This is a genomic window from Bartonella sp. CM86QHHN, from assembly GCF_042194695.1.
Taxonomy (GTDB): domain Bacteria; phylum Pseudomonadota; class Alphaproteobacteria; order Rhizobiales; family Rhizobiaceae; genus Bartonella.
Window position 1 is genome coordinate 1 of the sequence record NZ_JBHIND010000007.1, and the last position, 11,824, is coordinate 11,824.

13 protein-coding genes and 1 pseudogene are annotated in these 11,824 nt (G+C 37.6%); 11 read left to right on the forward strand and 3 right to left on the reverse strand.

Annotated features, from left to right (window positions below; translation table 11 throughout):
• The 3 genes from ACFIKX_RS00645 to ACFIKX_RS00655 form a co-directional block, all read right to left on the reverse strand.
• Nucleotides 1–1,416 (reverse strand): YfjI family protein (locus ACFIKX_RS00645; protein ID WP_375628387.1); only part of this gene is annotated, 1,416 nt, incomplete at its 3' end.
• Between the two features lie 12 nt (nt 1,417–1,428).
• The gene (locus ACFIKX_RS00650) at nt 1,429–2,313 is read right to left on the reverse strand and encodes a toprim domain-containing protein (protein WP_375628389.1); all 885 of its coding nucleotides are present in this window, start codon (nt 2,311–2,313) and stop codon (nt 1,429–1,431) included.
• 97 nt (nt 2,314–2,410) lie between these two features.
• Entirely contained in the window at nt 2,411–2,578 is a 168-nt protein-coding gene (locus ACFIKX_RS00655; RefSeq protein ID WP_375628390.1) for a helix-turn-helix transcriptional regulator, read from the reverse strand.
• A gap of 302 nt (nt 2,579–2,880) precedes the next feature.
• Between ACFIKX_RS00655 and ACFIKX_RS00660 the strand changes: the two genes are divergently transcribed.
• From ACFIKX_RS00660 to ACFIKX_RS00710, 11 genes and pseudogenes are all read left to right on the forward strand, one after another.
• Nucleotides 2,881–3,099, forward strand: coding sequence for a TA system antitoxin ParD family protein (locus ACFIKX_RS00660; protein WP_005773872.1), 219 nt, complete (start codon nt 2,881–2,883; stop codon nt 3,097–3,099).
• Nucleotides 3,092–3,376, forward strand: coding sequence for a type II toxin-antitoxin system RelE/ParE family toxin (locus ACFIKX_RS00665; RefSeq protein ID WP_375628392.1), 285 nt, complete (start codon nt 3,092–3,094; stop codon nt 3,374–3,376). Before ACFIKX_RS00660 ends, ACFIKX_RS00665 begins: the two co-directional genes overlap by 8 nt.
• A 772-nt stretch (nt 3,377–4,148) precedes the next feature.
• On the forward strand, nt 4,149–4,958 hold the full coding sequence (locus ACFIKX_RS00670) for a carboxymuconolactone decarboxylase family protein (protein WP_375628393.1): 810 nt from the start codon (nt 4,149–4,151) through the stop codon (nt 4,956–4,958).
• 86 nt (nt 4,959–5,044) lie between these two features.
• Complete coding sequence (locus ACFIKX_RS00675) at nt 5,045–5,665, forward strand: hypothetical protein (RefSeq protein WP_273758245.1); 621 nt, start codon at nt 5,045–5,047, stop codon at nt 5,663–5,665.
• A 291-nt stretch (nt 5,666–5,956) separates the two neighbouring features.
• Complete coding sequence (locus ACFIKX_RS00680) at nt 5,957–6,760, forward strand: AfsA-related hotdog domain-containing protein (RefSeq protein ID WP_375628395.1); 804 nt, start codon at nt 5,957–5,959, stop codon at nt 6,758–6,760.
• Between the two features lie 11 nt (nt 6,761–6,771).
• Complete coding sequence (locus ACFIKX_RS00685; protein ID WP_273758244.1) at nt 6,772–7,614, forward strand: hypothetical protein; 843 nt, start codon at nt 6,772–6,774, stop codon at nt 7,612–7,614.
• Nucleotides 7,615–7,698: 84 nt separating this feature from the next.
• Nucleotides 7,699–8,457, forward strand: coding sequence for an HAD family phosphatase (locus ACFIKX_RS00690; protein ID WP_254492176.1), 759 nt, complete (start codon nt 7,699–7,701; stop codon nt 8,455–8,457).
• A gap of 152 nt (nt 8,458–8,609) precedes the next feature.
• The gene (locus ACFIKX_RS00695; RefSeq protein WP_375613840.1) at nt 8,610–9,365 is read left to right on the forward strand and encodes an SDR family oxidoreductase; all 756 of its coding nucleotides are present in this window, start codon (nt 8,610–8,612) and stop codon (nt 9,363–9,365) included.
• 11 nt (nt 9,366–9,376) lie between these two features.
• Nucleotides 9,377–10,309: a DMT family transporter gene (locus ACFIKX_RS00700; protein WP_375624018.1), complete on the forward strand. Its 933-nt coding sequence runs from the start codon at nt 9,377–9,379 to the stop codon at nt 10,307–10,309.
• 13 nt (nt 10,310–10,322) lie between these two features.
• Nucleotides 10,323–10,400 (forward strand): annotated as a pseudogene (locus ACFIKX_RS00705) (Killer protein); the annotation flags it as partial.
• Between the two features lie 18 nt (nt 10,401–10,418).
• The gene (locus ACFIKX_RS00710; RefSeq protein ID WP_281433075.1) at nt 10,419–10,544 is read left to right on the forward strand and encodes a hypothetical protein; all 126 of its coding nucleotides are present in this window, start codon (nt 10,419–10,421) and stop codon (nt 10,542–10,544) included.
• Nucleotides 10,545–11,824 lie beyond the last annotated feature (1,280 nt).

Here is an 11,824-nt window from a genome sequence, read left to right on the forward strand (position 1 = left end):
AAAAACATTGGGTAAAAGATCACAGCGCTCTACAATTAATTTTGCACGCTCTGCTGTTAATGTATCATTCGCCGCATAAAGACGTTTTGCATGACTTATCAGATATTCTTCCCAATATAAGGCTCTCTCAAGGGCATCTCTATTGATTTCAAAACGCCCCCCTTCACTCAATTCAAAAATCAATGCAAGGGTTGGTATGGTTTTATTCATTTTCAAAAGATGCGCTTGTAAACTTGATGAGAAATGACCTCCTTTGATTGTTCTTTGAAAATTTTCCCACCATACACGAAACATTTCTTGAGCTTCAGCAGAAAAGCGTATGGTAATAGGGTGTTTTGGTGATCCTAATGGTTTATCATAAAGAGAACGAAAAATTCCTTGATAACTTTCCCATGCCTTTTGATTGGGAGGTCTATCAACCCATAACCGCTCTTTTCGTTCATCGGGCCACACCAGCATTTGAAATCGTTGCAATAAGCCGTCATTATTTGTTCCATGGTGCATTGCTTGAATAATGGGAATAATCCGTGAAGGTTGAATGCCCCCAATAATGGAAATGGTTGCATTGGGAATAAAAATGGTTCCACGTCCTATACGGTCATAGGTGTATGATTTTTTGCCATTAAAAGCTGTTAGATAAAAAGAACGGTCTGATTGATATTCCTTCCGTTCCAAATCGGATAAAAAACCAGATAATTCATCACGAACCAACAAGAGACCACGGGGGTTTTCTTTTAACAATTCCCCAAGCTTTTCGACGGTCACATCGTTGACAATAAGACGTCGTTTATTAAGCGTGTCATCTTCCTCACTTTCTTTATGTTCAAGAGATTGAGAAAGAAGAGCAAGGGCTTGTTCCTCGTCTTGATCTTTGAGTGCTTTGTAGGCTTGTTTTTTCTTTTCTCTTTTGTCTAATTCAATAAGAATATCTTTTGTTTCTTGCTGTTTTTTCTTCTTTAACCATTCTTGATGCCATTCCTCTTGAAAAACATCAAGAGGTGCTAAAGCAGCTTCCATGGTATCTGTTTTCATAGTTGAAGGTTCCCCCACAATGGCACCCCAGAGATTAGGAACAATTTTCCAATTGGCATGTTGTTTTGGAGAAACCCGCACGCCATTTCCAATGACAGCAGACAATCCACATAAAGCAGAAACAGCAACAAAATCGATAGAAGATTGTTGAATATCAGCAACGTCATAAACATAGTTTATTAATGGTGTTGGAAGCAGGAATATTTTAAAAGGCTCGACGGGTAAGAGAGCCGTAGCAATCGGTTGTAATTGCCCCCAACCATTTTGTTGCAAGGCTTGTTCATAAGAAATGGCTTTTAAACAAGTATTTTCGTTTAAAGAGACATTATCGTTATCATTGACGGGAGTATTTTCATTATTGTTTTGTAAATTACTATCTTTCATAGTTTCCCTCTTTTAAGAAAGTAATACGTTATTAAAATCAGTTCCTTTTGGAGCTTGCATCATAAAGACCTCAAAGCCTTGGCTATAAGCACGTGCAGCTAGGGTAAAACCTGCTTTACGACCCGCATCATCGCCGTCCATTGCAATTGTCAGACGTCCTTTTGTAGGGGGTAAATTCACACGCATCATGCCACTGGTTGAAAGAGAAGCCCATAAATTAACGGGCTCTGATAACAACCCAGACAAAAGAGCCAGACCGGTTTCAATGCCTTCACAAATGACCAGATGTTTTGGATTGGCTTGGCTTAAATGCACCCCACCACCTGTTACAGATCCCAACATGGCTTTTGCTGGTTTCTGATCTGTTTTGCAGCCATTGTCTTTTAAAAAGGTTCTATGAATGGCAAAGGAACCAGCCCCCTTAACAAGAGCAACCAACGCGGGCAATGTACCCCCAGAGGGGTGTGGACATTTGCTATGAAAACGTAAATCAGCAGGCAAATCACATGTAATACCCCGCATACGTAAATAGGTTTCTGCTAAAGTATTTTTGATTGGTTGGCTTTGTTGCCAAATTGCTTTTGCTCTCTCTGCTTTCTGTTTTGCTCGTTTGAGATCAGCACAAAACTGTTTGGAGAAAGAAAGCGTCTGATCATAAGCTTTATCAAAAAAGGCTTGTTTTCCAAGCAAGCCAATTCTAATAAGCGCTTGTATGATCTCTCTAAAAGAGCAGCCAGCATAACAATAGAGTAAAAGACGCCCATCATGTCCATTGGCAAGGGATAAGCTAGGCAGCCTATCATCATGAGCAGGGCAACAGGCTGTTCCATAACGCCCATGCCAAACCCCGCGCAAGGCACGTGTGATACCTTGCGCATTCTTAAAAGAACACATCATTTTTAATCCTATAACGTTGCGTCATAGGACGGATTGTGCTATCTTTAGATTGATGAGTTTGAGAAAGCCTTGTCCGTCCTTACGTGACAAGGTTTTTTTATGCCGCGTCACTTTGACGTTGCTGTTTTGCTTGTTCGATGACATTCAAAAGATCCGATTGTAACCAACGCGATAAAAAACCAAATTTTAAAGGTTTTGGTAAAGAGCCATTGGTTACATGACGGCGGAAAGTTGAGANATGATCATAAGCTTGTTTTCCAAGCAAGCCAATTCTAATGAGCGCTTGTATGATCTCTCTAAAAGAATAGATTATATAGAAGTTCGGGAATTTTGATTCCGTTGATTCTTTTAACTTATTTTCTGCCTATCCCGAACCTTTTTAGAGCTTATTCTCGATCATTTAGTTCTAAATTTATCTTTTATTTTCTCTTCTTTCAGATATTAAGAAAGATGGCTGTGAGAGAAGGAATTGTGTTAGAGATCTGCTAAGGTTATTGTGTTTCAAAGGTTGCTTTTTAACACCTTTTGAACTATATTACCACCTTATTGTAAGGTAGGAGTATAGTCATGGCTACAACTGTTAAACTGTCTGATGATCTCATTAATGAGGCTAAGCGTTACGCGTCTGTTTATAGCCGCTCGGTTCCTAAGCAAATTGAATATTGGTCGCGTATGGGCAAAATAGCCGAAGAAAATCCAGATCTCTCTTTTCAATTTATTCAAGCAATCTTACTTGGACAACAAGAAAATGCAGATGGCGATGTAACAGCATTCGAATTTGGCTGAATCTATGCAAGTTTTACAAACCAATTCATTTAAAAAAACTGTCAAAAAACTGCATGCCAACCAAAAACAAGATCTAGACCAAGCTGTTCGCGTCATTATGAAAACGCCCAACATTGGTCAAGCCAAAACAGGTGATCTTTCTGGTGTTTTTGTCTATAAATTTAAAATGGCCAAGCAATTGACGCTGCTTGCTTACAGCTATGAAGATCACACGATTACTTTGACCTTGTTAGCACTTGGCTCTCATGAAAATTTTTACCGAGATCTTAAAGCATAATATATTTTACAACTTGATAGAGGCACACAGCATTAATTTTACTAAAGTTCTCCAGTGCTAAAGGTATTAAACCAAAATTTATAGACATGATCAAGCTATATTGGGCACCTAATTGCGGCATAATATTTTTAGCTAAACCGATTGGAGGACTTTGCAGCAAAGGAGTACTGCACTCATCTGCTATTACATACCTCTAACTTGAGTTAAAAACAAAGCTCTTCCGTACACCCCAACAAATGGCTTTGTCATGATAGAACTTTACTAGATTAGAGGTAAGTCAGTAGCATCTGTTATAAATTTAACGCTTCGCACTTTCCTCGGTAAATTCAAGCCGCAAATACTAAATACAACTAAGTCCTATAGCTCAATGCGCACATAATCATGCATGGTGTTTCTACGCTCAACAAGTTACACCTCAGTTCTCTTGCGCAAATACGAATAAGAAGGGTTTAATTTGCTAATTTTAGCTCAGTCTTAAGTACAACGTCTGGAAAGGCTACACGTGCCTGCTGCATCAACGTAATATTAATGCCATAGAAAAATCCCTTACTATCTGCTATAGCTTCATAAGGATTGCCTATAATGTAAAAAATGAAAAATAATATAAAATAAATTTACAAAAATGATTGACTAGGATATTAAAGCACGATAATGATTCATGCAATGCAAATCCGCAAGAGGAGATAAGGTATTGCATTTTAATTGAAGGTTTAGTCTTTAAGGAAAGTAAAAGCCTTATCCAACTAAGGCTCCGTGGGGAGGGGGCCATTACATGCAAGAACAAACATTTGTAAATTATAAGAAAAATGCTTATGAATTGGGCGTGGAGCGTTTACGCTCTATGGAATTGGTCGAGACTCCTTCAATTCTTGAAGAAATGGCCGATGTTGCCCCTGATCTCGCAAAATTCATCATCTCTTTTGTGTATGGAGAAATTTATGAGCGACCTCACTTAACAAGCCGTATTCGGCAGCTTGCCACCGTTGCCATCTTTGCAACTCTCGGTAATGCAAGACGGCAACTCAAATTCCACCTTACCAGTGCTCTTAATATTGGGTGTAGTCCTGCTGAGCTGATTGAAGTAATGATACAGTTGGCACTTTATGCAGGGTTTCCAGCAGCCTTAAATAGTGTTTTTGCTGCAAAAGAGGTCTTTGATGAAAAGCAACTAGACTTCATATCTAGTTGCGGCTCGCCATTAGTATGCGAGGATCGCTACGAATCTGGACTGAAGGCACTAGAACATATTGATGGCCCCGATGGACAAATGATTATTAAGACACTGGGTAGCATTGCTCCAGACTTAGCTCGTTTTGTTGTTGAGTTTGGGTTTGGTGATATCTACACACGGCCTATCCTCAACTTCTTTGAACGGGAAATTATAACGGTGGCAGCGTTAGGAACGTTAGGAACTGCGATTCCACAGCTGAAGCTGCATATACAGGGTCTGCTTAATGTAGGTGGCACGCCCGAACAGGTGATTGAATTAGCAATTCACATTGCTCCTTATGCAGGCTTTCCTGCAGCGATTAATGTCGTTGAAATTGCTAAAGAAGTTTTTGTCTCACGCAAGGAGACATAGAGAAATTTATTTGCCAGCAACATCATTATTATCAAAAGCGTGATACTTACGAATTTAATTTTTTTCTTAATTTCAAGGAGAATTTAATGTCTACACCGTATCTTTTAATTACAGAAATATATCCTAAAGAAAACCAAACTCTTACAGTAGCTAAGAAATGGAGGCAGATCACAGCAGAAAAATCTGAGCAGCAGGCTACGGTGTTTGTATCTCTTGATAATAGGACTGTTCTGCAGTTGAGAGCCTTGCCCTCATTAAAACAGATTGAGAGCTTGCCGGGGATATGGGAGCTTGAATTAAAATTATTGGGAGAAGATCTTGTGAACGACTTTCGTCGTCAACTTTTGACCTATGTTGAATCGGTAAAAGTGCTCAAGCAGTCTTTGCCTAGCACACCGTATCTGCAGCTGCGTCATATTGAGGTTCCTCCAAGCCGTTTTACCTCCTACCGCCAATGGCGAGACAAAACCATTTTTGACGTAGTACGCAAGGCATCTGAGGTTGAAGAGTTTATTGCTTATCATTCCATCATTAGTACAGAGCCGGGTGTTATGTTTCTCTCCGGTTTTTCTGTTGATCCTGAGATCTATAAGAGCCTTTTTTCTTCTCCGCGCTATCAAGAGATAATTAAAAAGGCCGGAGACAATTTTATCACGGGTGGAGAAGGTGGACTTTATACAAAAATTTACAAACGCTTTATTAATTAACAACGAACTACGGCGACAGCTGTAAAACTAAGCTGCAGCTTTTGGTTTGAGTGGAGGGTAGTGATTGCTAAAAATGAGCGCTTACTCTTCTATAATATTACCGAAAAGCCATGTATGTTTTAAGTAATGTAATTATTTTGGTAAATTTTTGCTTATATTTGATCAATAACGTAGTTACCGATTTTTAAAGCCATATAATAATTTTATGAAGAGTATGTTTTTATTTCAAATAAATCAAAGAGATATAAAAAGAGAGTTAAAATTAGTTATAATTTTGAGGCAGGGAGCACAATGAAAAATACATCTAATAAGAAAATTTTTATAGTTGGCAATAAATTTCATGAATTTAGTATACATGAAAACGTTAAGACTTTTGGGGAAATTTTAGAGATAATACGTACAAATTCCTTTGCCAATTTACCTAGTAATAGTCAACTTGTTAGCGGTCAAGGGTTAACAGAAGTTCAAGCTCAAGCTCTTTATGACCAAGGACTATATCCACTCGCAGCCCACGGGATTGATATTTCTCCTCTACTACAGCGTCCACTTCGCGTTAGCCGCCTGCAAAGTCATAAGCACTACATCAGAAATGCGATTATCTCTCACCCGAAACGTTTAGATGAGCATAATTTTGAATCTCACTTAATATTGGATGAACGGTCAGAACTAATGAATGATCATCAAACTGGACAACATATACAAGGTATGGTGTTGATTGAAGCAGCTCGTCAAATGTTTTTAGCAGTTACTGAGGAATATTTTATCGGAGATAACTGGACGGAGCCGTATTACTTCGTGTTAAATAGCCTGGCTGCCAATTTTACAGGGTTTGTATTCCCTCTTGACGTTGTTTTTAACTATCGAATTAACTCTAGCGATATATCCAGATTATCTCGCCTTCACTTCGATATAACTATATCAGTTAACCAAGGCGACACGAGCGCCGCTACTCTTTCCTTTCAGTTTACTGCTTATCATGCAGAAAAACTAAAGAAGAATGAACACAAACAAGCGATTAAATTTCTTAACAAGCAAACAGGTAGGGACTCTATCTCGCGGAAAGCTGAGAACCTTGAAAATGTTTATCTTGCGTAGAGGCATTATCTATGAAAACAATAATGTACGAACTAAGTTTGACTACACAAGGACCGACTTATCCCCCGAGCGAAGTAATGGATGAAAAGGGAAATTTTATTGTTATTGGACAAATCAATCGCATGAATTCCCATGGAGAACTTACCTCAGAGTGGGGAAGAGCTTTGGTATCAACCTCTACTGTAACTCCTGAATTCGGCAAGAATGCTCCCTACGATATCATAAAAGAACTTTCAGATCCTCTTTCTAGTAGTGATGCCTCTCTTGTATTACATACTCTGCCCTTACCATTACCATGCAATAATTATCCAGTAATATTTGCACCAGCGCAATGCCCCAATGCGAAAAATATTTATCTGCCAAGCTATGGCTTCCATGAAGTACCAATACCAGACGCTCGAAACCAAGATGGTAGAAAGATTACTGCGCCGATAACCCTTGAACAATGGTGTAAAGCGAAAGGATCCATGGAAGTTTCCGTCCCTAACGACCAACGAACAGGACATTTTCGTTTTGAATTTTTGGGGTTAATTCCTAACAGTCTTTACACAATTATGGCACTACGGCAACATGATCTGAATCCCCATGCACCTACACGACCCGGCCCACTTGGTCTTCCCAATATACTACTGGCAGATGCTGATGGGCATGCCTTTTATCAAGCAATATTACCCAATCCGTTTCCATCTGTGAACGATCCCTCTGCTAATCGAATAGTAAATATCGTCTTGCTTTGGATGAGTTATCAAATGAATCGAGGCGGTGCGATCGGATGGTATGGCTTAGGAGGGGATGTCCACGCGCAGCTAAAGCTCAAAAAAACAGGTTTCTGGGAATTCACAACAAAGGATTAATATTACGAATAAATCATATCCATGCTTATAAAGAACAAACAACATTATAAAGTATTTAATTTTTTTTGAAGGGAGAAATTAATAATGAGCCTTGCGTATGCATTCTTCGATGTAGATGGCACCCTTATTCGGAGCAAGAGTATGCTCGCTTTCCACGATTTCTGGTATAAATCTTGGCTAGGTTTTTCAACCAACGCTCACCAAGAGGAATATGCAGATACTACTGCTATTTTACGTGCACACCATGATAACCAGAGTCCGCGCAGCGTAATAAACCGTCGCTTTTATGAATTTTTTGCCGGACGTGCTGTAGCAGAAGTAACAAGATGTGCAGAAACTTGGGCAAAGCGCGCGTTGATTAATCCTACTTTCTTAATCCAAGAAGTAGTAACAGAACTAAAATCCCATCATAGCCAAAAAATTGAGCCGGTCTTAGTATCCGGCTCTTTTATAGAAATTCTAGCCCCCATTGCAGAACATCTAGGTGTACCTTACATCTTGGCCACAAAACTATTGCATGATGGGCAAAAATATAATGGCCGTTTCGTCCCTCCGCAAACGATCGGCGTTGGAAAAGCGCTTGCGATTCAGGATTTTATTGAAAAACATGGTGGTGACCTTAAGAACTGCTGGGCCTACGGTGATGATATTTCCGATGAGCATATGCTGAAGCTTGTAGGTCATCCTGTCGCTGTTATTGGCGATCCTTTGCTTGAGGCGTATGCTCACAAGCATGGTTGGCGCTGTTTAAATCTACCTAAAGAATCACAAACTCTAGCATTCTCCTCTAAAAAGGTATTTCCTTTTAATGAGACGTCTTTACATGAAATATCAGTTCTTTAGTTATTCAACCTAATCACAATAAACTTTAAGGCTATCTTATTATTTAAACAATTTAATAATACTCAATACATTAAACATAATACAGTAATACATAATGCATGGCTAAAAATAAACTAGCTGAATATTAATGATTACAACTTCAGGTATAGAAAATGCTAAACGAAATGATAAAAAACACGACCGGAATTTACTCACAACAACAGAAACGTATTTTAGTCACAGGAGGCGCTCGCGGCATCGGTAAAGCAATTGTTCTAAACTTATTGAAAAATGGTCATAAGGTAGCAAGTGCAGACATCATTGACATAGAACTACCAACCTCCATCGATACGGCAAGCTTATGTAAATTGATTGTTGATATCCGCGATAAAGAAGCCATTGACTCTTCTGTCCATAAGGTTATCTCAGAATTTGGTGGTCTTGATGTCTTAGTTAATGTAGCAGGCATTTGTTATAGTGGCGATCCAGAAACAATTGATGCTCAAGAATGTGCTGAAACATTTGATGTGAATATTAAAGGAATGTTCTATATAACAGCTGCTACTTTACCCTATCTAAAAAAGGAAATTCGCGCCGATATTATAAATATTTCATCCATATGGGGTGTAGAATACAATCCTTCTTTAATTTCATATTCTTCTTCTAAATTTGCTGTAGAGGGCTATACTGGTGGGTTGCGCTTATGGGGAATGCCACAAAATATTCGTGTTTGTTCAATCCAAGTTGATAAAGTTAATACGGATTTTCGTCGAAATTTTAAAGGATTCCCAGAGATACCTCCAGAGAATCTTGCCAAAATGCTTCACCCAGATGACATTGCTTCCGCGGTCAACTTTATTCTTTCCTCATCTAATACCGCACAAATTTCTTCTATACGTCTCGATGCTCCACTTTGGTATCAAGTATAAGGATCTATCCAATGAAAATCACGCCCAGAATAGCTCTTGTCTTAACCCTCGTAGGAACCTTTTTTTGGGGTTCCAATTTCCAAGCCACTAAGATAGCTTTAACGACTGTTTCTCCATGGACAGCTTCTTTTGAGCGGTTTCTCATTGCCGTAATCGCCATATTTTTAATTATGATTTTCAAAGAAGGCTTGCGGTGGCATGTTTTATCGCAAAATTTTATTTCTTATATTTTCCTAGGGATTATCGGTGTGGCAGGGTTTAATGGCGCTTTATTTGTTGGCTTGCAAACGTCAAATCCCATAACAGCCTCCCTCATCATGGCGACAACCCCTATTAGTGCTAATATTATTGAAGCTATCATGAATAAATCTTTCCCAACCTGTGAGAGGGTTATAGGGATGCTCATTAGCATGTTCGGGGTCTATTTAGTCATAACAAATGGGAGATTTTTGTCTAACCATGTTTCCTTTGCCAAAGGAGATATTATGATTCTTTTAGGTTCCATTGGTTGGGCGTTCTATACCGTGGGCACGCGGTCATTTGTCAAGAACGCAACCCCGCTTGAAACAACAAGCTGGACGATGCTCTCTGGCACCGTCGCCCTTGGCGTCCTAACCTTTTTATTCGAATCCCCTCTTCAAGAAACGATGTCTATGTCCGGTGCTAGTTTATTCGCACTCCTTTGGATGGGGGGTGCAGGATCAGTTTTAGCCTACCTATTTTGGAATATTGGAATAGCGATCCGAGGTCCGGGTAAGACGGCGATATTTTTCAATTTTGTACCTATTTCAGCCTTATTGGTGCAAATCCTGTTCGGCTTCATCCCTCAAATCATGCAAATCATAGGCGTTTTTGTTACGATTTTTGGAGTTCTAATCGGACAAGGCTATATATTCAGCTTACTAGGATCTAGAAAAGCCGTTCCCAATGCGCATAAAGAGTAATATACTTTTTAAGATGAATGGAAATTGGCGTGTTATTTTTCGCTTTATCGGAACAGATGTGGAGCTTGTTGATTATCAAGATTACCATTGATGAAAGGAATGAAAACAAATGACGCATAACCCCGCCCATTCTAGTGAAGTTCTAAAAGTAGCTTTTTTAGAAGAAATGGGGATAACAATACAAAAATTAGCGTATCGTCCTCATATAACAAAATACGTATTTATTGTCAAATAATATTTTATCTTTTTTTGATATTTTTTTGTATTTTTTAAATACGTTGTGTATTGATAATATCTTATGATTATGAATTGCTTCTTTTATATTTATATGCGTTTAAAGCTATATTATGGGCTTTATGAAACGATTGCGTTATGTTTTGAATCTATACATCTATAATATTTAAAAAGGCTCTCATAATGCGTATTTTTATCTTTATAACCTATCAGTTTTTTTACTAAATGAATTTAAATTTTTTTGTGAATTTTGTTTATAATACATTTAAAATTTAATAGCCTCTTATAGGTGCTCTCTTTATAATCAATGCGTTCATTTACAGTTTAGTTATTTGAAGCTGCTGTTTTTACGCATTTTCTATAGCTGTTATATGCTTTATAGCCATGGCATCATTTTTCATGTTCATAAGAGAAATGATAAATAGGATATATGATAATTGTGATTTATAGACCGTTATGAAAACACTTATGAAAACATCTCAATAGAAACTGATCATTATAGAGATGAGCAAAATCCCTTTTAATAAACTTTTGTCAGTCTTGTCAGTTCTTTTTAGAACCTATATCATTTTTTTTAAATGATAAAAAATTAAAATCATTATATTTCAATAAGTTAAGTTTTATGAATTTTTCAAAATACAACTTATTAAAACAGCCATAACAAATAAATACAACTGTAAATATATATTTGTCAGTTTGTGTCAGTACATTGAATCGACAAAAGTGATCATTTAGTGAATGATTAAAACATGTCTTATGAGAGTATGTGATCTTTTAAAGCCTTTCAAAAGAAAGGGATTATAATCATAAGAAATGCTATCAAGACCATTATGGTTATGAGTTTTGACGGTTGCCTCTTTTAGATAAAAAAACGATAAAAAGTAAAAACGTTATTTTTCAATGTGTTAATATTTTACAGATCTTAAAAAACAACCTCTATTGATAACACAACCTATAAATTCAACTAATAATATACGTTTTGAAGGGGTTTTGACGGTTTTTATACCTTCGAAACCTATAAGAAAAGTGAATATACATAACCCTCTTTAAATAAAGCTTCTGATAACAATAAAGCTATCATTTTAGATTACGGTATAATCTTTTAAAGGCAATGTAAAAGAAGCGTATTCACTTTAAGATGGGATTTCTTAAAAGTCTTAAAGCAATTCAAGTAGAGTATTTAAAAGTGTAAGTTTCTTCTTTTTAGAATAACGCATATTAGGATTGTATCTAATCAACTTAACAAAAGAGGTATAGATTATGGTTATAAGATTCTATACC

Excerpts from the sequence above, each read along its gene's own strand:
- ACFIKX_RS00660 (WP_005773872.1), top strand. The coding sequence starts at position 2,881 with ATGGCTACAACTGTTAAACTGTCTGATGATCTCATTAATGAGGCTAAG.
- ACFIKX_RS00650 (WP_375628389.1), bottom strand. The coding sequence starts at position 2,313 with ATGATGTGTTCTTTTAAGAATGCGCAAGGTATCACACGTGCCTTGCGC.
- ACFIKX_RS00675 (WP_273758245.1), top strand. The coding sequence starts at position 5,045 with ATGTCTACACCGTATCTTTTAATTACAGAAATATATCCTAAAGAAAAC.
- ACFIKX_RS00710 (WP_281433075.1), top strand. The coding sequence starts at position 10,419 with ATGACGCATAACCCCGCCCATTCTAGTGAAGTTCTAAAAGTAGCTTTT.
- ACFIKX_RS00690 (WP_254492176.1), top strand. The coding sequence starts at position 7,699 with ATGAGCCTTGCGTATGCATTCTTCGATGTAGATGGCACCCTTATTCGG.
- ACFIKX_RS00700 (WP_375624018.1), top strand. The coding sequence starts at position 9,377 with ATGAAAATCACGCCCAGAATAGCTCTTGTCTTAACCCTCGTAGGAACC.
- ACFIKX_RS00670 (WP_375628393.1), top strand. The coding sequence starts at position 4,149 with ATGCAAGAACAAACATTTGTAAATTATAAGAAAAATGCTTATGAATTG.
- ACFIKX_RS00680 (WP_375628395.1), top strand. The coding sequence starts at position 5,957 with ATGAAAAATACATCTAATAAGAAAATTTTTATAGTTGGCAATAAATTT.
- ACFIKX_RS00695 (WP_375613840.1), top strand. The coding sequence starts at position 8,610 with ATGCTAAACGAAATGATAAAAAACACGACCGGAATTTACTCACAACAA.
- ACFIKX_RS00685 (WP_273758244.1), top strand. The coding sequence starts at position 6,772 with ATGAAAACAATAATGTACGAACTAAGTTTGACTACACAAGGACCGACT.